Below are 22,183 nucleotides of genomic sequence, written 5' to 3'. Positions count from 1 at the left end.
CATGGCAAAACAAGTTTATCTGGACCTGATTCAATCGGATCATGCCCAGCATTCTAAGGATGCAAACATTATAAGTAGCAGCAAGGGTTCATATGCAGATGTGATGCACTGCATTTTAATACATAAGAAGTGGACGGAATTCCCGCTTCACATGATTGCGGGCATGACAGCAACAGTATTTCGATTGGTCGTAGATCGGCGTCTGACCGAAGAATCAATCTCAGCCTATAACTGGATGGCAGAGAATTTTGTAGCTGCTGATTTTATTGGAGTAACGGTCAGTCAGGCAGCCGGGTTTTCATTTGCACCGACGTTTCCGCTGTATCAAAAACAGGCATTGGTGGACATTAAGACATCCATTGATCGGGGTGTGGGGGCCATAGTATGGCATGACCAATTTGTTATTGCTGCCGGGTATGATGATGTGGAGCAGGTTTTGCTCCTCTGTAACAGCGACGGCCATGACGTTACTCGTTTGCCTTACGATTCTTTTGGGAGAAATAGAACGCCTTATTGGTATTATCAAGTGCTTGAATCCTGTAGAGCGGTAGATTTGTGGGAGGTCTGTAAGGAATCGTTGATTCAGGCCGTCTACAAATGGGAAATCCATGATTACATGCTGCCACCTCAGGATTACGCTTGCGGCTCTGCTGCATATTCTGCCATGGCTTCAGCACTGGAAACAAGTGTTTATGAACCGAGGCAAGCTGCTGAAGTTCTCCGATATTATTGCAGATCAAGAGAAATTATTGCCAGCTATGTTGCAGGTCTCGGATACCTCTCTGACCAGATGGCTCAGGTCATACAAGAATATAGATCCTTGTCAGATCTTTATATGGAGATGATTCGTTGGGTTGATCACTGTGATTTATGGGATGTCAAAGAACCGGAGTGTGTACAGTCTGTGATAGCGCTACTCCATCAAGCGAGAGAAACGGAACAACGAGCCATTGATGCAATTAAGCAGGCATTTCCCGAAACCATCGGAAATCGTTTTATAGATGTTGGACTGAGATAGCTGTCATCATGCTGTGAATAAAAACCGAACCGAGCTCTTTGAAGCCTGGGAGGTTTTTTTGCGTTTAACTTGCATTGTAGGTGATTGAATATGGAGGCTTTTTTACGTATCAGTAACAAGAAATGTTGATCCTGAGCTTGGTCTTAAATTGACAAAAGTACATAGAACAAGTAATATCTAAATAAAGAATCTTAAAACTGAGATATATAAAGTGGAGTGAGAAACCATGAATAATTTTCGATATCAAGCATGTCTTCATTTCATTCAAATGTCAAAAATGATTCAGGACCAATTTCGGAGCGAGTTAAAGAAAGCAGATCTCAATTTTACGGAGCTTTCTGTGTTAGTATCGCTTGAACATGAAGAGAAACAAGCAATTCAACAGATATCTCAACATGTTTCTTTGACTAGTGGGGCTTTGACGTATATCTTGGATAAACTGGAGAATAAAAAGCTGCTAACTCGTATTCCTTGTCATTCGGATCGTCGGGTGATATTCGTACAACTAACCGAAAAAGGCAGACACGTAATCGATTGTATACTTCCCAATCTGTATAGCTTGGCTGATACTCAGTTCCATTCGTTAACGATGGATGACGCTGATAAACTAGAAAAGTTAGTAACGAATATGGGGACCGTTGGTTAATACAGCCTGGATGGCGAAAAATTCAATAACCTGGGTGAAGTCTATCCATTGGGATGGGGACACGATCGGGGAGACCGAATTGGGTTATACAACTAGAATCTCAAAACACAACAAGGTTATATGGATGTAGAATACTTCAATTACGAGTCCTGAGATAGTCTGCTTTTGAATCGGATGGATAAGAAAAACGAAGAATGTTGATCTGACAGATCAACATTCTTTTTGTACATTACAATAGGGTTTACAGATCAATCTTCCAGTTTCCCATCATCTTGGCGACTTCCGGATCGTGATACGATAAGAAAAGACTCTTCCGCGTATCAAGGGCCGTAATCTGTTCAATATCCTCGGTACTGAGCTCAAAATCGAAGATGTTGAAGTTTTCGACAATCCGCTCTTTTTTTACTGATTTCGGAATGACAACGATCCCACGCTGCACAAGCCAGCGCAGCACGACCTGCGCGACAGACTTACTGTGTTTTGCAGCAATGGATATCAGCACTTCGTTGCCAAACATGTTATTAAGCCCTTCAGCGAACGGAGCCCACGACTGATGTTGAACTCCTTGTTCTTTCATAAAGGTGGCACTCTCGGTTTGGTGATAGAACGGGTGAGTTTCGACCTGGTTAACAGCTGGCACGATTTCATTATGCATGATAAGGTCCATCAGACGGTCTGGCAGGAAGTTACTAACACCGATCGCCTTGATTTTACCTTCATGGTACAGTTCTTCCATGGCACGCCAAGCACCGTAGTAATCGCCAAACGGCTGGTGTATAAGATATAAATCGAGATAATCCAACTGCAGCTTATTTAAGGATTTGTTAAAAGCAAGCTTGGCGCTCTCATAACTGGCATCCTGGACCCAGAGCTTGGTCGTGATGAACAGTTCTTCACGAGGCACGCCACTGCGCTTGACCGCACGTCCGACAGCTTCCTCATTCAAATAACCGGATGCAGTGTCGATCAACCGATAACCAGCCATCAGCGCTTCATATACTGCATTCTCGCATTCTTCAGCATCCGGAACTTGGTAAACACCAAAGCCGATAATCGGCATTTTTACCCCATTGTTTAATGTTACGGTTTGCATCGTAATTCCTCCTAATATTTAAATATAATGCAATGGCCCTAGATTCGAATTCGGGCACCTCAACAGGGTTTACCTTCATGGTCGAGTTGCATTACAATGAGCCTATCACCTTCGTGTTACACGAAGGCAAGCATACTCTGGAATTTATATTTTTCAAGGAGGTCTTCTCATGCATACCGTCAAAGAGTCCGCGCAGATCACAGGACTCACCGAGCACGCTATTCGCTTTTATACAGATAAAGGCTTGGTGCCAAGTGTACAGCGCAATCAGAATAATGTTCGAATGTTTGACGAAGAATCAATCAACTGGTTACATGGCATCAAATGTCTCAAACAATCCGGGATGCCGATTGATAATATTAAAATGTATGTTGATTACTGTCTCGTAGGAGATTCAACTATCCCACAACGGTACACACTTATGATGGAGCATAGAGAAGCAGCTCTTGCTAAGTTTGAAGAAGCCAAACAGCACTTAGCACATTTGGAAGAAAAGACCGCTTTATATCAAGGCATAATGGAGAACCGCTCCCTGGACACAACCAATCCCGCTAACTGGGAACGAATAAAACATATGCACAGCGACGTATTTTACGCTTCCTCTGCTGGTGATCTATAATGAACAAAAACGCAGGTTAAAGTGCAGGTGCGGAATCAAGTATAGTCTCAAACATGAACTCCATTCTAGGTCAGTATACTTTTAGCGAGCAGTCATCGACCCATGAATTGATAGAGTTTAAGTACAATCAATGCTGGGTTTGATACCACTCGCTGGTTTCAAATATGTAAAATCCCGCAAAGCACTCGCGATGAAAACACAGGAATGGTTGATATCCATCTATCTTCAGGCCAATATAAGTGTTGCTTCTCTTATTCTAGCCATGTAGTCGTGCTGGAAGAGGCCAAATAACGGATTTATAGTCTACAGCTTTATTTGCCGCGCCTAATATTTTGTTTATCTAAACCTAGAAAAAAATCCCTTTACAATCATTTGCAGTGGGTTATAATACAATCAACAACTGGGTTACTTCACCAGAAAAGCGAATTATTGTAATCCCTTATTTGCAATGATGAAGTCAACATCGACTCGTCCATTTTGAATTGCTTATTACATAATAGATACCGGAGGTATGGTTATGGTCAAGAAGAAAATGTCCACAACTCTAAGCGCAGCTTTAATCGTTTCTATGCTGGCTGCAGGCGTGATCGTCGCGATCCAAGGTCATACAACGTTAGAGGTAGCAAAGACAGCAGGGGATAAAAAGGTGGAAGTTATTAAATGAATTAGTTAGGTGCGGCTCTAGTCGTCAATTAGGGAGTATTCGAAGCACCTGATGCGAAATCCAGGCGGAATCAAAAGACACTAGAGTGGCAGCAGCTAAAGATAAAATTGAACAAGGATAATTTATTAACCTCAGCTCGGTAAACCTGCTGAGGTTTTTTTATTGGGGTGGAATAGAGCACGACGACAATTGACCTTTTTTAAACTTGTCTATCTGACGACATCAAGTGCCTAAACATAAGTCCCAGCTTTAAGAGCAGCAGATGATCGGTATTCTTCAAATCCAAATTCAGCAGCCCCGAAATTTTCTCCAGCCTGTACAGTACAGTGTTGCGATGGATATATAGCTCACGTGCCGTTTCATTCACTTGGCCGTTGTTGGCAAAATAGGCTTCAAGTGTGTGCATCATCTCACTGGTGTATTCCTCTTCTTTGTCCATGAGTGGACGGAATAAATAAGAGCAATACCGGACCATAACCTCCTGCGGAATATGCTTGAATAGATAAATAAACTCCAGGTCAGCAAACATGACAATCGGTTCGCTTAAACCAAGCTCCGTACTGATTCTCTCAGCCTCCCCGCACTCCCGGAAGCCGTCGATGAACTCCTCTATGCCCGTTCTCGCTTTACTGATAAAACATGTTCTTGTTCCGTGGTCCCATGAATGCATCAAATCCGCATACAAGCGTACCGAATCCTCATACTTCCTTCGATCCTTGGCCTCTTCTTCTAGAAGGGGGAAGAGTGAATATATGCGGTTCATCACATAAAAATGATGGGATTCCAAGGAGGATGTTTTGGGATGGTCCTGAAGTCTATTCTGAATCTCCCTCAGTTTGCGCCTCTGATTTTCATGGTCCCAAGCATCCGCTCTTGTGGAAGATACCATGCATACGTAGGGTGTGCTCCAAAATGTGCTTCCCAATGCTTCAGCAAATTCGAGCACCGTTTTCAGAGAGGCGTTCCCCTTTAAGTAACGTTCCATGGCCATGCCAAGACGACTGCCTGCCGCAGTAGCCTCCTGATTCTGGATGACCTCCAGATGATAGGAAAGAATGACGGCAGCTTGGTGAAAAATGCCCTCCATTTCATGTGCTTCCAGCAGATTTTCAGTTTGTATCAGCAAGTAACCGTATGACTTTCCGTTTTTCAGCAGGGGGACCCGATACAACAGGTTGTTCGCCGACTTGTAAAACCGATTGTCCTGATTCCAGGGCCAATCGCTCAACAGCTCCAAATCGGAACAACGTGTCATGTTATACAAGGTCTGTCCTTCAGAGGTAACGATGGCTAAAGGAACCCCTAAAATACTTGTGATACTTTGAAAATAATTGGTGTACTCATCGGCCTGCATCGCAAAATCAACCAGCTTCTTCTGTGTTTCAAGCAATTCATTTAGCCGGCGGGTATCGCGTTGGAACTCGGATTGGTAGAGAGCGGTGATCTGCTCGGAGAAGGTGAATTGAAAGGGAAGCTCAATTAGGGGCAAGCCCAGCCGATCAGCTTCCAGCAGAGCTATCTCTGGTATTTCTGCCCAGTATCGACCAAGCTTGATGCCAAGCCCGGAGGCTCCACGTTCATTCAGCTTTTGCAGCAAATTAACAAAATCCTCGGGTGAATCCCTAATCGCATAAGCTGTAGTCAACAAGAGCTCCCCTTCTTTCATCCAGTTGATCACATCCGGCGCATCCATCAAATTGATGGAGCTGATCGTTCGAGAAATTCCTTTTTTACCGGCGGCCAACTTGCCTTCCGATAACGGGTACACTGCTAACGCATCTTCTATAGTTAAATGCATGTCAATCCATCCTCCTAAACGATACATATCTGAATCAGGTACCGGAAACCACGTCACTTTTTAAGCAATTATATAGGGTCTTGTTAAATTCCTGCAATCCTTTTTGTTATATTCATGTCATATAAGTTAACCTAAAAGCTAGAATGTTCTGTTTTTGAACCAACGTAAAGCGTATACCATTAGATAAAAAACCAAAATTGTGTCAGGAATATTTACATGCATATTTTTTGGCTATATGATAGGACACAACTTCAAAGAGAAGAGGGGATTCAGATGCAGCTCACCCAAAATCAACAGGCAGCGGCCCAAAAGGACAGCCGTTCCATGCTTGTAATCGATGATGTCGGCAAAATCTACCCCAATGGCACTGTAGCTGTGCAGCATGCGAATCTGCATGTGGGGGAAGGAGAATTTCTATGTTTTGTCGGTCCTTCCGGTTGCGGGAAATCTACCATTTTCAATATGATTGCCGGTTTGACGGAACCGACCTCCGGTCATCTGACCGTGCTGGGTACTTCCCCAAAGGAAGCACGTAAACAGAATGAAATTGCCTTTGTATTTCAGGAGCATACCCTGCTCCCTTGGGCCAAGCTGATTGATAATGTCACCATGCCTCTTACTTTGCGTGGCGTATCCAAAAAGGAGCGAATTACCGAAGGGGAGCGGGTTCTAGAGCTGGTAGGCCTGAAGGATTATATGAAGGTGCTGCCCCGAGAGCTGTCGGGCGGAATGAAGATGAGAGTATCCATTGCACGAGCGTTGATATCCCGTCCCAAGCTGCTGTTAATGGACGAACCGTTTGGCGCCCTTGATGAAATTACCAGGCAGACGCTGCAGAATGAATTGCTAAATATTTGGGAACAGGACAAGAAGATGTCGGTTCTGTTCATTACGCATAACGTGTTCGAAAGTGTGTTCCTATCAACAAAAGTCGTAGTGATGACGCCTCGTCCCGGTAAAATTTCGGATTTCATTGATATTCCGTTTGCCTATCCGAGGGATGATGAATTCCGGACCCAGCCTGAATTCGGTGAATATGTACGCAGCGTGTCCAATGTACTGAATCATTGATAGCCAGAAATGAGAGGAGTGGGAAGCAACATGGAAGAGATGGTAGCTAATCCAGCCGTTGAAACGACACCAGGTATCCGAGCTTCTGGGAAGGACAATGCCCGCAGCCATCATCCGGCAGAAGAGAGCCCAGTCATTGGACTGATGAAAAAAATTCTGCCGCCAATCGTCGTGTTTGTCCTGTTTATCGGTGGATGGGAATTAATCGTGCGGATACTCGGAATGCCCCCATATATCTTGCCCAAGCCATCCGATATTGCCGCAGCCGCAGCTGAGAACAGCGCGAATCTGATTACGTCGGTAAGCACAACCATTGTGGAGGCGTTGATTGGCTTTACGATCAGTGTCGTGCTCGGTATTTCATTGGCCATTCTACTGGCCCTGTCCAAAACGGTAGAAAAAAGCGTATATCCCTACGCTATTATCCTACAGACTATTCCGGTCGTGGCGGTAGCACCAATCATAGTGATCTGGTTCGGAGCGGGAATAAATGCCATTGTGATCATTTCATTCTTAATCAGCTTTTTCCCAATTTTATCGAATACGCTGATCGGATTGAACTCAACGGATCAGAACATGAAGAATTTATTCTATCTGTATAATGCAAGCAAGCTGCAAACCATTTGGAGGCTGAGATTTCCTGCGGCACTCCCGTACATTATGGCAGGGCTGAAAATTTCATGCTCCAGTTCGGTTGTCGGAGCGATCGTGGGTGAGTACATTGCAGGCATTGGTGGCGGACAAGGAGGACTCGGTTACGGGATTACCGTTGCAGCAACCCGCCTGCAAACTCCTTATCTGTTCGCCTGCGGTTTAGCAGCATCGGCCCTAGGAATCGCATTTTTCCTGATCATCAACATGGTGTCGAACAAACTTTTGAAGTCCTGGCATGAATCAGCAATGAAATGATACCAGAACCGGGGGAGAGATCCAACATGTCCAAACATCATATGAACTTTCGTTACAAGAAATGGCTGCTGTCGGCGACTTCTTTGATCCTACTGCTTCTAAGCGCATGCTCCAATTCCTCCGCTCTAGAATCCGCCGCCTCGGCGGGTGGGGAAGCCGGAACAGATTTGAAGCAGGTGAAACTGATCGAGGGCTGGTACGCCAAAGGGGAAGATGGAGGCTATTTTGCGGCATTGCAGCAGAACTATTATAAGGACAAAGGGATCGACATGACGATTCAGCCAGGAGGCCCCGAGGTGTCAACCATGCAGCTTGTCGCTGCAGGCAAAGCTGAATTCGGTATCTCTTATGCGGATGAAATCTTGAAGGCCCGGGAACAGGGAATTCCTGTTGTCGGTATCCTTGCTGGTTTTCAAAGCACACCGCAGGTTCTGATGTACCACAAGGGGGAGGACATTCAGGATTTCACAGACCTGAACGGCAAAACCGTATACATCGGTACAGCGGTGCCTTACTGGGAATATATCAAGAACCAATACAATCTGACAGATGTAAAAGAAATGAAGTATAACGGGCAGCTTGTCAATTTTATCAATGACCCGAGTTCGCTCAATCAGGGTTACATCACGAATGAGCCTTACGCACTTTCTCAGCAGGGGGTTGAGGTGGACTATCTGAAAATCGCCGATTCCGGTTACGCGAACTATGCAGACGTTCTTTTTACGACGGAAGATTATCTTAAAGAGCACCCTGATGTTGTTGAAGCTGTGGTGCAGGCAAGTCAGAAGGGTTGGAGCTATTATCTAGACAACTATGAAAAGGTAAACCCGTTTATTCAAACCTATAATCCCGATATGACGGTAGAAGCAATGAATTATGAAGCTGTGCAGGAAAAACCCTTTATTCTTAACAAGGAATCTGAGGCAAATGGTATTGGTTACATGACAAAGGAACGCTGGAGTACCCTCCAGGATCAGATGATCAAGGGCGGAGGATTAACGAAGGCACTAGATGTTACCCAGGCGTTTACAACGGAGTATCTGATGAAGCCATAAACCTGAACCAAAAGGATTTGAAGCTTCAAATCAGAAATTTCAGAAAAAATGAGGGGACTTAATATGTTCAAACTTGGAAATCGAAAGAGCTATTGGCAAGTGTCCGAAACGCTGGTGGATCTAAGGCGAACGCAAAAGTACGGCAAGTCAGTAACCCTCCCTGCACAGCCTCAGGAAGTCATATTTGATCTCGAGCATACGGCAGTTATTGTCATCGATATGCAGAATGATTTCTGTACACCGGGTGGATGGCTGGATTCCATTGGGGTCGATACCTCTCCGCTCCTTAACCCGGTCAGCCGGCTGAACCGACTGATGCCTGAGCTGCGCAAAGCGGGAGTGCCTGTGATATGGGTGAACTGGGGCAACCGGGAAGACCGAATGAACGTGCCGCCATCCGTGCTTCATGTATACAATTCGGATGGGCGGGGCAACGGCATTGGGGACCCGCTGCCGGGGAACGGCTCCAAGGTGCTGGAGAAAGGCAGTTGGGGAACGGCAATTGTCGATGGTCTGGATTCGTCCCCCGATGATATCTATGTGGATAAATATCGCATGAGCGGTTTTTGGGATACACCACTGGACAGTATTCTCCGCAATCTTAATATTCAAACAGTGTTGTTTGCCGGGGTAAATCTCGATCAGTGTGTCATGCATACACTGCAGGACGCGGCTTGTCTCGGATATGACGGCATACTTCTGGAGGATTGCTCGGCAACAAGCTCCCCGGATTTCTGCATAGAAGCGACCTTGTACAATATCAAGCAATGTTATGGCTTCGTTACGGATTCCACCTCGTTGGTAGAAGAGCTGAACGGGGCAGCGACCCCTATAGAGAGAAACAACTCGGAAGAGCTGGCATCGCTAGAAGGCTGAACGGAAGGATGGGATGACGCAATGAAGGACCAATGGAACGCCGTTGTCAACCAGGTAAACGTTGAACCGACAGGGCAGGGTAGGCTGAACGGACTCAGCTTTATGGTCAAGGATGTGTTTGCCGTCCGTGGCCATACAAATGGCGCGGGTAATCCACGTTGGCTCCAGACGCATGGGCCCGAGGCGGAACACGCGGAAACGCTCAACCTGCTATTGGAGCAAGGAGCAAGGCTAACGGGGATGACGCATACGGATGAGCTGATGTTCAGCTTGAATGGTGAAAATGTTCATTATGGAACACCAGTGAATCCAAGGGCTCCCGATCGTATCCCTGGAGGTTCATCGAGCGGATCGGCGGTAGCTGTCGCCGCTGGGCTTGCTGACTTCTCCCTTGGAACGGATACGGGAGGATCGGTGCGTGTGCCATCTTCGTACTGTGGAATTTATGGAATGCGTCCATCGCATGGCATTGTCTCCGCGAAAGGCGTTATCCCACTCGCTCCCAGCTTCGACACCGTCGGCTGGATGGCACGGGATCTCGAGACGCTGTACCGGATAGGAGAAGTGCTTTTGCCGCAGACAGACTCGGGTACAGGCTTCAGCCGGGTGCTCATCGGTGAGGATGCGTGGGAGCTTGCTGATACTGAGAGCAAAGAGGCGCTTGCCCCTTACCTGAAGCTGCTGTGCGGCATGGCTGCGAGCCATGAAACGGTTCGCATCGCCCCGCAGGGTCTACCTGAATGGATGACCTTGTTCAGGACGATCCAGGGCTATGAAATATGGCAGGAGCATGGGGCGTGGATTGAACGTGAGCAGCCGACCTTCGGGCCAGATACGGCAGGGCGATTCTCCTGGGCAAGCACTGTTGAACGTGGAGATCAGGAGAAGGCAGCTGAACGCCGGGTTGAGGTACGCAAGCACATGGCTGACCTGCTCAGAACGGATACGGTGCTTGTGATTCCGACGACGACTGGAGTTGCCCCGAAGCTGGGCTTGGGCGGGCCTTTAATTGAAGAACGAAGAGTGAAAACGATGCGTTTAACCTGCATCTCCGGTTTGTCGGGTCTACCGCAGCTTACGATCCCCGCTGCCGGGGTGCTGGGATGCCCGGTCGGTATTTCGATCATTGCAGGTCCGGGACAGGATCAACGTCTGCTCGAATGGGCCACATCCTTTCTTTCAGCAGTAAACTCAGAAGTAAAAGGATAAGAGCATCATTTGATATATGGACATGAAGTAAGCGTGAAAACAATAAAGCTGCAGGAGAAAGGGTGTCAGTTATGTTTCAACGATATGAAGGAACAGCGTGGGAGGAACGATTTTTGCCTCGTCTGACCAGCAAACAGGTCAAAGAACTGCCGAAAGATAAGGCACTGGTTATTCTCCCAGTCGGAGCTGTGGAGCAGCATGGCCCCCATCTGCCCGTATATACGGACACTTTGATTGGGGAAGCGACATTATCCCAAACGCTGGAGCGGGTGCGGGCGGATAAGGAGATCTGGCTGCTGCCTCCGGTCTCGTATGGCAAAAGCAATGAACATATCGGGCTTCCGGGCACTATTTCCTTATCGGCGAGCACACTACATGCCATCATGCTGGACATTGCAGAAAGTCTGAAGGCTAGTGGTTTTCGCAAGTTACTGTTGTTTAATACCCATGGCGGCAACGTGGATTTGCTAAATACAGTATCACGAGAAATACGGATCAGAACGGGGATGATGGTTTTCTATCTCAGTCCCAGCAGTCTGAATGTGGCAGAGGACCTCCTGTCTCCCGAGGAGCTGGAATACGGTATTCATGGTGGTGATTATGAGACCTCTCTCGTGATGTCCATTAAACCGGACTGGGTGAAGGAGGAGTTTCTCGTCAAAGAGCTTCCTGATATGTCCTCTTACCGCTTTCTTACATTAGAAGGGAAAATTCGTTTCGCCTGGAAGATGGCAGATATCTCCGCTACCGGCATTGCTGGTGATGCTACGACGGCCACGCCTGAGAAAGGCAGGATTATTCAGGAACGAATCTCAACGATTTTGTCAGAGGCGCTGGAGGAACTGTGTGATTTTGAAATCACCGATGTCCGGGGGACTGAACCGGTTCAACAGCCAGCAGGAAGCACCCCGTGAAGCTCGTCAGTCTGAAACACGGCGATGGTGAACAGGCAGCGATTGAACATGGGGAACGATTCATACTTCTAGAGGAGATCAACAGGGCGGAAGGAAGCTCATGGGGCACCAACATTATGGAGATCTTGCAGCAAGGCCAGCTAGAGGAGCTTGTCCAGTGGTATCAGAAGCACGGGGATAGAACAGTTTCATCCATCCCTTTCATTCCTTCAGAAGAAGCTATACCTGCCCCTCTCTTCCGCCACCCTCGTAAAATATGGGGAATTGGCATGAATTATGTGCAAAAAGCGATTGATCTCGCATCTACTCCTCCAGAGCGCGAGCCGGTCTGCTTCATGAAGCCGGACTCCAGCCTGATCGGGCCGGAAGAGTATATCCAGCTTACGGCTCAGGATATGAATGTGACAACAGAAGCAGAGCTTGGCATTATCATCGGTCGAACCTGCAAAAATGTGCCGGAAGAACGTGCTCAGGAGGTCATTGCCGGTTTTGCCGCAACGCTGGATATGACTAACCAGGACATTCACGCACGGAACCCCAGATTCCTGCAGCGATCCAAGGTATTCGATACATTTTTCAGTCTCGGACCCCAACTAATAACACCTGATGAAATAGGCGATCTGCAGAACCTCGTCGTTGAAACGGTGTTGAATGATGAGGTTATTCATAGCAATACGGTGTCTCGTATGATGTATCATCCATGGTTCATTGTCTCGTATTTTTCGCAGATGATGACTCTCTATCCGGGAGATGTGATCATGACAGGCACACCCGGGTCCGTCCGGATTCAGCAAGGAGATGTCGCCGAGTGTAGAATCAGTGGCTTTATGACGCTTCGAAATCCGGTAGCAGTAGTAGAGTAAATCATCCGTAATTTTCCTTGGGGAGTGGTAATGAGATGAACAAGTACAGACAAAAGGGAACTGTCGTTATACTCACAGCAATGATTTCCTTATCCACGTTGCTGGCGGCTTGCGGGAAACAGCCAACTGCTCAGAATGCCGCTGCTACGGGGGGAAGTGAGGAACTCACGGCAATTACTCAGGTGACAAACTGGTTTGCACAAGCGGAGCACGGGGGTCTGTATGCGGCAAAGGAACAAGGATATTACAATGAGGCCGGTCTCGATATGACCATCCAAGCAGGTGGGCCGCAGGTGTCTCCAACACAGATCGTGGCTTCAGGCAAGGCGCAGTTCGGACTGGCTACAGCGGATCAATTGCTGGTCGCTCGTGAAGAAGGAATCCCTCTTGTAGCGATTGCGACGATATTCCAGAAAAGCCCGCAGGGACTTATGGTTCATGCCAATCAGAACATGTCCTCCCTGGCCGATTTGAACAACCGCTCCGTATACGTGGGGACAGGCTCGGTGTTCTGGGATTTTGTGAAGAGTAAATACCAATTGGGTAACGTGAAGGAATTGGCTTATACCGGTTCTCTGGCTCCTTTTGTAGCCGATGATACGGTTGCGATTCAGGGCTATGTAACCAGTGAGCCGTACGAGATGAAGCAGCAGAATGTGGATATTAATTTCCTGCTACTGGCAGACGCCGGTTATAACCCGTATTCCAATGTGCTGTTCACAACGGAGCAGTATATTCAGGATCATCCTGATATTGTGCGTGGTTATGTCGAGGCTTCGATGAAGGGCTGGGATTATTACAAGACCAATTATGATACCGTGAATGACGTCATTTTAAAGGAAAACCCTGATTTTACGAAAGAAAAGCTGAACTATGCGGCAGAAGCACTTATCCCGTTTGTATATGAAGGTGATGCGGCGACACATGGTGTTGGCTACATGACAGAGGAACGCTGGACGGAGCTCGGAAAGCAGCTTAAGGAGATTGGGGCATTGAAAGAGGAACCTGATGTCAGTAAGGTGTTTACGGATGAATTCTTGCCAAAATCCTAAGAGATTCCTTTGGGAGATGAGTATTACAAATACGGGAGGGGAACCGAATGAATGAACATTGGATAGCCGTATTGAAAGAACGCATGGATCCGGAATTGCTGCAGTGGGAGGAGGCGGCGCTTGCCAAATATTCGATGGATTATCATCACTTCTCTCCTGTGCTGGCCAGTCAGCTGCAGGGTAAGGTCGCCGAGTGCATCGCCAGTCCGCGCACCGAGGAAGAACTTGACAATCTGCTCTCCATAGCAGCAGAGCTGGGAGTTCCGCTGACCATCAGGGGGAACGGCACCGGCAACTATGGTCAATGCGTTCCGGTCACAGGCGGAATCGTCCTGAATCTGGCCAAATACAACAAGGTGCTCGAAATGGGAGAAGGCACGATGCGGATCCAGGCCGGGGCTAGACTCGGCAAAATGGAATCCACTGCCCGCAAGGCAGGTTACGAGCTGCGTACGATGCCTTCCACCTTTCAATCCGCGACGATCGGCGGGTTTTTATGCGGCGGATTTGGCGGCATCGGTTCGATCAGCTGGGGGACGATCTGGGATGGGCTGGTACGTTCGCTAAAAATCAAAACCGTTGAGGTTCATCCCCGTACCATTGAGCTCCAGGGAGACGAAGTGCTGCCTTACCTGCATACTTACGGTACAATCGGCATTTTGTCCGAAGTGGAAATCAATCTGGCTCCCCGAGTGGAATGGATGCAGTGGGCCGTAACCTTTGACGGTTTTGAACAGGCTTTTCGCTTTGGGCAGGCGGTTGCTGAGGACACTTCCTTGGTGAAACGGCTAATCTCCATCCATGAATGGCCGGTACCATCCTATTTTCTTCCGCTTGATCTCCCCGCTGACCATGCTGTCGCATTACTGGAAGTGGATACAGCCAACGAATCCCAGCTTGAACGGATCCTATCGGAGTATGGAGGTCACTTGGCTATGAAGGTCTCTGCCGAACAGTATCACAAAGGTCTAGGTGTCTCCGATTTCACATGGAATCATACAACTTTGTGGGCGCGCAAGGCAGACCCTGGCTTAACCTATCTGCAGCTGAATTTTGATTCATCCTGTGCCCTTGAGCAAATCTCCTCTATGAAAGAGGAATATCCAGAAGTGATGAATCACATCGAGTTTGCCCGCCAAAACGGAAATTTGCTGATCTCTGGCCTGCCGCTGGTCCCGTTCACAACGGAGGAAAACCTGAATCAGCTGATGGAAAGTTACGAGAAAAACCGGGTTGTAGTCAATAATCCGCATACATGGGATTTGAAGGAAGGCGGGCGATCCTACGCGCATGATCGTTTGTGGGAAATCAAACACCGCAACGACCCGAAGGGCATTTTGAATCAGGAAAAATTAAAGCGTTCGGCTGTTAGCGGTGTCTGATCAACGGATGATGGAAGAATGGCGCAACCTGCAGAAGTTAACGTGCCATGCGGATTTTAATAGTCAATCCGTATCTACAGCAAAGGAGCGAGTTGCATGAAATTTGGAAATGTGGTCATCCGGCGAAAGGTCCCTTGCACAATGCGCGACGGCATAACGTTGTATTCAGATATATACCTGCCGGACGAGACAGGAGAATATCCTGTGCTGCTGATGCGCCAGCCCTACGGACGGTCGATTGCTTCTACCGTTACGCATGCCCACCCCGTCTGGTATGCAAGTAAGGGATATATCGTAGTAATTCAGGACGTCAGGGGGCGGGGAGAGTCGGAAGGCGAATTTAATCCGTTTGTTCAAGAAGCAGAGGACGGTTTTGATACCATCAAGTGGGCAGCCGGTCTGTCCGGCTCGACCGGGAAAGTAGGCATGTACGGTTTCTCTTATCAAGGTCTAACACAATGGGCAGCAGCTTCCCTTCACCCCCCTGCGCTCCAGGCGATTGCACCGAGCATGTGTCCGGCAGACATGTATCATGGCTTATTTTATCCGCATGGCTCGTTCGCACTTGGCAACCATCTGCCGTGGGCTTTCCAGCTGGCTCGTGACACGGCACAAAGAGCGGGCGACTTCGAAACGGCAGAGCAATGCTCACGACTCATGCGCAGCCCCGATGAGATGCTTTGGAAAATGCCATTGAATGAAAGACATCCAATTCTGGAGCAATACTTTCCCGCATTTTATGATTGGATCGATCATCAAGCGTACGATGAGTACTGGGAGGAGATGAACTGGATCAACGATATCGTAAAGGAACCCGTGCCGGCGCTTCATATTGGGGGATGGTATGACGGTTTCCTCATGGGTACGTTACAATCGTTCGAAGCGCTGCAAGCTACGGCCACGCCGGATTGCTTTCATCGGCTCGTTGTCGGCCCGTGGGCCCACATTCCATGGGGGCGCAGAGCGGGCGGAATCGATCATGGCGAGCAGGCAGATGGTGGTCATCATCTGGAGCAGGTGCGCTGGTTTGATTATTGGCTGAAGGGCAAGGAAGACATGGAACTGTCTGGTGAACTGCCGATCCGATATTTTGACCAGTTGAGTCTTGAATGGCATACGGCGGAACAGCTGCCTTCTCTATTTGAGGATGGGGCCTCTCCGTCCGAATGGTTTTATCTGTCTGGGTCACAGACCCCGGCGAACGGTGCGGCAGGAGGGGGGAGACTGGAAAAGCATAAGGAAGATGTGGAGGAGGCTGTGCCGGATGTATTCGTGTACGACTCACGTCTGCCGATGCGCCTGGACTCCTACTTGCCGTCCGACCGAGCTGTTATTCAGGAACGGCAAGAGATTCTGGTATATACGGGAGGACCGCTTGCAGAGGATATCCCGATTTTTGGGTCCCCGGAGTTATCCGTGCAGTACCAAACATTGGGAGGTCCGACGGATCTGGTGGCCATCCTTACCACCGTATCCGAGCAAGGGACTGCCCGGCTGCTGAGTGTGGGTCGCACGGAAATCTGCAGTGAAGGAGCAGATGCTTCCAATGAATGGAGAACAGCACAGATCCGGCTGCGCCCCTTGGCGGCTACCCTTCCGGCTGGCTCGTATGTCCGGCTTGAGTTGACAGGCAGCGCCTTCCCGTTATTCGCCCGGCATCCGAACGGTGTTAGGGACGAGAAGAACAGCACGGGAACAGGTGGGTTGAAGATTGCCACCACGGCTGTTCGCAGTACAGAACAGGACATATCCTGTTTGAGGTTGCCGGTAAAAAGATGAAAAGCGAAGCATAAACTAAAATCAATCAAAGTGAGGTTGAATGTATATGGTGAACATTCCAGGTCTGGTTGCTGGTAACTTTGAGAATTGTCCCGTCCACAAAATTTCCGCACAGGATACGAATAAGTTCATCCTGCTGTGCGACAGGGAGCAGGTTCCTTTCACTTCATTTGTGGAGATTTTCGAGGTTGGAGGCAGAACTCCATCCAATGAACACCGGGAGGCTTATGAATATTTTTATGTGTTAAAAGGGGAGGGGCTAGCCAAAGTTGGCAGCGAGTATGAGACTCCGATCCGCCAAGGCTCATTCATTATCATTCCACCGGGCAACCACCACGATATTATTAACACGGGCAGCACACGTCTATATTGTCTGACGACCATGGTACCGGACGAAATGTTCTCGGATATGATCAAAGCGGGTCCGGCCACCGAGCTTGACGAGGAGGATCTGGCCGTGCTTCAGGCGCTGGCTACCGCACAATGAGTGCAGGGCTGCATTTCATTAATGTACGCCTTCCGCACCGGGAAGACCTCTGTCTTTATGAACTAAAGGCGGAGGTTGGAAAATGGGCTAGTATCCGCCTTCAAGATCGTTTCCTTGATGCACGGGAAAGCGGTGCTTCCCGTCTGATGGTCCCGCATCAGGCTGGATCGGATCTGAAACGGCTCTCAGACGCGGATTGCATCGATCTGCAGGGCGGCATGATGCTTCCTGGCCTGGTTGACTGTCATATGCATCTGGATAAGGCCTTTTCGCTCTCGCAGGTGTCGAACCGATCCGGCACACTTCATGAAGCCATTCTTAATTACAGCCAGGCTGTACAGACATTCAGCAAGGAGCAGCTAGCGGAACGCATGCTGACTGCCGCCAGAATGGCACTAAGCTACGGGACCACGACCATAAGGAGCCACCTTGACTTCCCTCTTCATTTGGGGAGAGAGGTGGCCTTTCGGACGATCGAGGCAGCCTTGGAAGTACGGGAGAAGTTGAAGGGCCGTATGGCTATCCAATATGCGCTCATGGTTCCGTTCCGCGGCAATCATGAAGCTGCGGATGAGGCCATCGAGGAAGCACTGCGGATGGGAATTGATGTACTGGGGGGAGCCCCTCATCTGGCAGATGACTCTGAAAGAGAGATTCGCAGAATTTTTCGGTTAGCGGAACGTTTCGGCGTACCCATTGATCTGCATGCAGATGAAAGTGATCATCCCGGAAAAAAAACCGTGCTGAGCATTGCAGAGCATACGATTCGCTACGGTTATCAGGGCAGAGTGACGGCAGATCATCTGTGCTCGTTGTCCGCAATGACAGAAAAAGATGCACAGCATGTGATGGCGAAGATGAAGGAAGCTGGTCTGAACGCGGTAACGCTGCCTGCGGTGAACCTGTATCTTCAGGGACGGGAAGATCGCGGCCTGGTAAGACGGGGTACAACACGCATTAACGAGCTGCTTGCCGAAGGCATTCCGCTTGCTGCGGCCTCCGACAATATTCAAGACCCGTTCCATCCGTTCGGCCGCGGGGATCTGATACAGATCGCCCAAATCACATCGTATACGGCCCATATGGGCAGTGAACGGGATTTGGTGCAGCTGCTGCGGATGATCACGGATATACCTGCTGAAATCACGGGCTGCGAAGAGTATGGAATAGAAGAAGGGCATGACTGCAACTTTGTTGTCACGGATGCTTCAGATGTCACGCAGCTGCTATCAGGTACAAAAATGAGTCGCTGGGTGTATGCCTCCGGCAGATGGCAGTCTGCTCTACATACAGCTCAGACATTCGCGTCTGAATGGGTAACATGATTAGACAACAAACAGGAGTTACCGTCAGTTGAACATAAGAGAGAAAGAAGGTGGCAAGATGGTTCCACAAGTCACAGGCACACAGACGATGGTAGTCAGTCCACATTCTTTGGCCAGCGCGGCAGGATCGCGTATTTTGCAGCAGGGAGGTAACGCCTTCGATGCTGCCGTGGCGGTGAGCGCCTGTCTTGCCGTCGTATACCCTCATATGACGGGAATGGGAGGCGATTCCTTCTGGTTAACCTATAGCACCGAAGAGGGAAAAGTCAGGGCATATAATGCGAGTGGACGTTCGGGAAGCCGGATTACCGCGAGCTGCTTTGCCGGTGAATCAGCCATCCCGCAGCGAGGACCCCGAAGCGTCATTACCGTGCCGGGGATGGTGGACGGCTGGGATGCCATATTACAGGAATATGGCTCGATGACGCTGGCGGAGGTGCTTGAGCCCGCGATCCGTTATGCGCTGGAAGGCTTCCCGCTATCGCCGGACCAGCATGTCAATACGGCTGAGCGTTTCGATGTGTTGGCAGCTTATCCACAGACTGCCGCCATATATCTGCCTGGAGGCAAGGTCCCGGAGCAAGGCAGCCGCTTTGTGCAGTCTGCTTTGGGAAGCAGCCTGCTCCAGATTGCGGACCAGGGTCGAGACGTATTTTATTCAGGCAGTGTGGGTCAAGAGATTGTTCGCTCACTTAAGGAGCAGGGCGGTCTGCTGACACTGGAGGACTTTGCGAGACACAGAGGTGAATGGGTGGAGCCGGTGAAAGGGAGTTACCGAGGGCTTGATCTCTATCAGGTCCCGCCGAATTCACAGGGCTTTACCGGTATAATGGCGCTTCAAATTATAGAGCAGTTTGATTTGGAGAGTATCGAGCATGGTTCCTATGAGTACTATCACCTGCTCGTGGAGGCGCTGAAGCTGAGCTTCCGTGACCGCGATCGTTATTTGACAGACCCACAATTTTCCTCCATTCCTCTGGACCGGCTGCTATCCAAATCCTATGCTGCGAAGCTGGCGGCCTGCATCGATATGGAGCGAGCTCTGCCGATGAATACCCAGCCGGTAGGGCATGATACGGCATATGCTGCGGTAGTAGACAGCGAGGGTAATGCCGTTTCATTTATCCAAAGTCTCTATTTTGAGTTCGGCTCGGCCGTGGTTGGGGGAGACACCGGTATATTGCTGCAGAACCGAGGCTCGTTTTTCTCGCTAGATTCGTCGCATGTGAACAGGCTGGAACCGGGCAAAAGAACCTTTCATACGCTGATGCCGGCAATGGCTTGCCGTGATAGGAAGCCGTATATTTTGTACGGTACCCAGGGAGGAGAAGGTCAGCCCCAGACACAGACTGCGCTGCTGACCCGCATGGTGGATTATGGTATGACTCCCCAGACCGCTGTGCGTGAACCCCGCTGGGTGTGGGGAAGAACATGGGGAGAGGCGACGCAAGAATTGAGAGTGGAGGGACGGATCGCAGCAGAAGTGCAGCAGCGTTTACATCTCGCCGGACACAAGGTACACACAGTTGAAGATTTTGCTAGAGTCATGGGACATGCGCATGCCATTATGATCGATGACAATGGCTTCCTTCTCGGGGGGACAGACCCTCGTTGTGACGGTGCGGCTATAGGATGGTGAACTAGAACAAGGTGCGACACGCTCTAATTAGGGTGAGTGACTCTAGCTTTAACAGAATGAATACCTAATGGTGCATAAAATCAAGGCTTACAGCGAATCATCACAGATTCTCCATATCCCAGGACTTATTGTTGGGCAGAACTGATTAACTTTAAAACCGCCTTTAATGGCGGTCTTTCTATGTTAGGGGAACACCAGCTGGTTACTCTAATAAACTAACAGTAAACGATTACTTAATAGCTGAACAAAAGCAGCTAATCAAAGTGATCAGCTGCTTTTGCCGTTTAGAATAAGATGCTATGACCCACACGTAGAAAATCCCAAATATCTATATTATCCCGTTGAATCGGCGTAGTTAGGTTGAAATTTGCGGTTCATCTGCAGGCTGTCGTCCACTTACCGTAAGCATAATCACAGCAGCGATGATAAGGATAAAGCAGAAGATAAATGAGTATCGGTAACCCACAATGCTGGCTACTCCGCCACCAACAAGACTGCCAAGCAGTCTGCCTATTGTGGATGAATTGGAATATAGCGTGGAAGCATATCCTGGCATTCTGGGCAGCAGGTCCTGTATGTAGCTAATACCAATCGCAGAAATGACGGCGACAAAAACAGCGAGCAAAATTTGTGCTGCAAGCATTTGCCACATCGCGTTTGAAATGAGAATAACGAAATAATAAGCTCCTCCGAAAATAGCTCCACATAACACCAAGATTCGATTACTATATTTTGCACTAAGTAGACCGAGTACAATCATAAAAGGAATTTCCAGCGCAGCACATATACTGCTGACTAAACCGACATCGCTTGTCGTTCCCCCGAGATTGTTTGTAATAAAGAGAGCCGTGTTTATGCTGCTCATCCAATGAGCGGTATACATGAGTATCAGAATTAGAAAAGGAATTAAAATATCTCGGTTTTGAGCCAGCCGGAAACTTTTTATTTTCACTTCAGCATGATTGCTCTGTATTTCTGTGTTTGTTTTGAGAAACAGGAAAACAAGCAGAGCAACAAGTAGGAAAGCACCGATCGTACCTAAAAAGATCCCCTTAAATCCAACAGCAGCGAGCAATAATGTTCCGATTAAAGGACCTGTAATAAAGCCGAGTGAGAAAGCAGAACGTAAGGTAGAATTAGCAAACGCACGCTCCGTAAAATGACTCTTGATCACTGCTTCTCTGGAAATTGCAAACAACTGGGGCATCCCTGGTGCACCAAGGGCAGTAAACACAGTCATGTAAATGAACAAAATCGGAAAATCCTGAATGAACAAGTATCCACTAAAGGCCAGGGCATTAGAGAGAGTAGAGAAAAGATAAACGCTCTTTCGATTTAAGCCGAGGTCGGAACGTCTCCCGATTAGCGTGCTGATCCATATTCCTGCAATTAGTGTAACGGCTAGATAAAGACCAAACATGCCAATAGATACGCCAAGCCTTTCCGTGAAGTAAATAGATAAAAAGGGGGTGCTGAGCGAAATGCCCATTCCCTGCAATGCCATACAGATAAAGAGTAAAGCATACGAAGGAATGGAAAATAGACTAACGAATCGATTGATCATAGTGTGAAAGTACTCCTCAAAATTTGTTGTTATGTAATCACCATACATGACCTTGCTTTATCTCGTCTAATTGTATTTTACTGGAAAATGGTTTACACCCATTTGGAGAAATTAATAAACAGTCATATTAAGGTTAATGGAGCGAATATATTTGTTGAAAAAATACGTTAAAGTCTCATAAAAAGGCACCCGCCTAAAAGCAGGTGCCTTCTCTATAGAG

General features: G+C 48.4%; 21 protein-coding genes. 18 read left to right on the top strand and 3 right to left on the bottom strand.

Annotated elements, in window-relative coordinates; translation table 11 throughout:
• Position 1: 1 nt before the first annotated feature.
• Both GUA98_RS07440 and GUA98_RS07435 read left to right on the top strand, forming a co-directional pair.
• On the top strand, positions 2-1,018 hold the full coding sequence (locus tag GUA98_RS07440; protein WP_193722585.1) for a hypothetical protein: 1,017 nt from the start codon (positions 2-4) through the stop codon (positions 1,016-1,018).
• 226 nt (positions 1,019-1,244) lie between these two features.
• Positions 1,245-1,664, top strand: coding sequence for a MarR family winged helix-turn-helix transcriptional regulator (locus GUA98_RS07435; protein ID WP_153978699.1), 420 nt, complete (start codon positions 1,245-1,247; stop codon positions 1,662-1,664).
• A gap of 241 nt (positions 1,665-1,905) precedes the next feature.
• On the opposite strand, the gene GUA98_RS07430 is transcribed toward GUA98_RS07435, so the two are convergent.
• Positions 1,906-2,757 carry an aldo/keto reductase gene (locus GUA98_RS07430; protein WP_193722584.1) on the bottom strand — a complete coding sequence of 284 codons (852 nt, stop codon included), beginning with the start codon at positions 2,755-2,757 and terminating at the stop codon, positions 1,906-1,908.
• Positions 2,758-2,926: 169 nt separating this feature from the next.
• On the opposite strand from GUA98_RS07430, the gene GUA98_RS07425 reads away from it, so the two are divergent.
• The 3 genes from GUA98_RS07425 (at position 2,927) to GUA98_RS07420 (ending at position 4,040) form a co-directional block, all read left to right on the top strand.
• A complete protein-coding gene (locus GUA98_RS07425) occupies positions 2,927-3,376 on the top strand; it encodes a MerR family transcriptional regulator (protein WP_193722583.1) in 450 nt (149 codons plus the stop codon).
• Between the two features lie 130 nt (positions 3,377-3,506).
• Positions 3,507-3,644, top strand: coding sequence for a hypothetical protein (locus GUA98_RS29445; RefSeq protein ID WP_227779472.1), 138 nt, complete (start codon positions 3,507-3,509; stop codon positions 3,642-3,644).
• A gap of 249 nt (positions 3,645-3,893) precedes the next feature.
• Positions 3,894-4,040, top strand: a complete 147-nt coding sequence (locus tag GUA98_RS07420; RefSeq protein ID WP_167301698.1) for a hypothetical protein — start codon at positions 3,894-3,896, stop codon at positions 4,038-4,040.
• Positions 4,041-4,239: 199 nt separating this feature from the next.
• Here GUA98_RS07420 and GUA98_RS07415 read toward each other — a convergent pair whose 3' ends face one another.
• Complete coding sequence (locus GUA98_RS07415; RefSeq protein WP_193722582.1) at positions 4,240-5,838, bottom strand: PucR family transcriptional regulator; 1,599 nt, start codon at positions 5,836-5,838, stop codon at positions 4,240-4,242.
• A 273-nt stretch (positions 5,839-6,111) separates the two neighbouring features.
• On the opposite strand from GUA98_RS07415, the gene GUA98_RS07410 reads away from it, so the two are divergent.
• The 13 genes from GUA98_RS07410 to ggt all read left to right on the top strand — a co-directional run bounded on the left by GUA98_RS07410 (position 6,112) and on the right by ggt (position 20,399).
• Positions 6,112-6,909, top strand: coding sequence for an ABC transporter ATP-binding protein (locus GUA98_RS07410; RefSeq protein WP_110822780.1), 798 nt, complete (start codon positions 6,112-6,114; stop codon positions 6,907-6,909).
• A gap of 30 nt (positions 6,910-6,939) precedes the next feature.
• On the top strand, positions 6,940-7,818 hold the full coding sequence (locus GUA98_RS07405) for an ABC transporter permease (protein ID WP_153978695.1): 879 nt from the start codon (positions 6,940-6,942) through the stop codon (positions 7,816-7,818).
• A gap of 26 nt (positions 7,819-7,844) precedes the next feature.
• Positions 7,845-8,873 (top strand): ABC transporter substrate-binding protein, encoded by a 1,029-nt coding sequence (locus GUA98_RS07400; protein ID WP_193722581.1) that lies wholly within the window; start codon positions 7,845-7,847, stop codon positions 8,871-8,873.
• 63 nt (positions 8,874-8,936) lie between these two features.
• Positions 8,937-9,749: a cysteine hydrolase family protein gene (locus tag GUA98_RS07395; protein WP_193722580.1), complete on the top strand. Its 813-nt coding sequence runs from the start codon at positions 8,937-8,939 to the stop codon at positions 9,747-9,749.
• 21 nt (positions 9,750-9,770) lie between these two features.
• On the top strand, positions 9,771-10,958 hold the full coding sequence (locus GUA98_RS07390; protein WP_193722579.1) for an amidase: 1,188 nt from the start codon (positions 9,771-9,773) through the stop codon (positions 10,956-10,958).
• Between the two features lie 71 nt (positions 10,959-11,029).
• A complete protein-coding gene (locus GUA98_RS07385) occupies positions 11,030-11,872 on the top strand; it encodes a creatininase family protein (protein ID WP_153978691.1) in 843 nt (280 codons plus the stop codon).
• Complete coding sequence (locus GUA98_RS07380) at positions 11,869-12,735, top strand: fumarylacetoacetate hydrolase family protein (RefSeq protein ID WP_193722578.1); 867 nt, start codon at positions 11,869-11,871, stop codon at positions 12,733-12,735. The genes GUA98_RS07385 and GUA98_RS07380 overlap by 4 nt, the downstream gene beginning before the upstream one ends.
• 35 nt (positions 12,736-12,770) lie before the next feature.
• Positions 12,771-13,787 (top strand): ABC transporter substrate-binding protein, encoded by a 1,017-nt coding sequence (locus tag GUA98_RS07375; protein WP_193722577.1) that lies wholly within the window; start codon positions 12,771-12,773, stop codon positions 13,785-13,787.
• Between the two features lie 47 nt (positions 13,788-13,834).
• Entirely contained in the window at positions 13,835-15,169 is a 1,335-nt protein-coding gene (locus GUA98_RS07370) for an FAD-binding oxidoreductase (RefSeq protein WP_193722576.1), read from the top strand.
• Positions 15,170-15,265: 96 nt separating this feature from the next.
• Positions 15,266-16,948: a CocE/NonD family hydrolase gene (locus GUA98_RS07365; RefSeq protein WP_193722575.1), complete on the top strand. Its 1,683-nt coding sequence runs from the start codon at positions 15,266-15,268 to the stop codon at positions 16,946-16,948.
• A 40-nt stretch (positions 16,949-16,988) separates the two neighbouring features.
• Entirely contained in the window at positions 16,989-17,435 is a 447-nt protein-coding gene (locus GUA98_RS07360; RefSeq protein WP_227779471.1) for a cupin domain-containing protein, read from the top strand.
• The gene (locus GUA98_RS07355; protein WP_193722574.1) at positions 17,432-18,760 is read left to right on the top strand and encodes an amidohydrolase family protein; all 1,329 of its coding nucleotides are present in this window, start codon (positions 17,432-17,434) and stop codon (positions 18,758-18,760) included. Before GUA98_RS07360 ends, GUA98_RS07355 begins: the two co-directional genes overlap by 4 nt.
• A gap of 58 nt (positions 18,761-18,818) precedes the next feature.
• Complete coding sequence (gene ggt, locus GUA98_RS07350) at positions 18,819-20,399, top strand: gamma-glutamyltransferase (protein ID WP_193722864.1); 1,581 nt, start codon at positions 18,819-18,821, stop codon at positions 20,397-20,399.
• Between the two features lie 355 nt (positions 20,400-20,754).
• Here ggt and GUA98_RS07345 read toward each other — a convergent pair whose 3' ends face one another.
• On the bottom strand, positions 20,755-22,011 hold the full coding sequence (locus tag GUA98_RS07345; protein WP_227779470.1) for a sugar efflux transporter: 1,257 nt from the start codon (positions 22,009-22,011) through the stop codon (positions 20,755-20,757).
• Positions 22,012-22,183: the final 172 nt, after the last annotated feature.

It is taken from the genome of Paenibacillus sp. P13VS (assembly GCF_015143645.1).
Lineage (GTDB): Bacteria > Bacillota > Bacilli > Paenibacillales > Paenibacillaceae > Paenibacillus > Paenibacillus xylanilyticus_A.
This window is presented reverse-complemented; position numbering and strand designations above follow the sequence as displayed.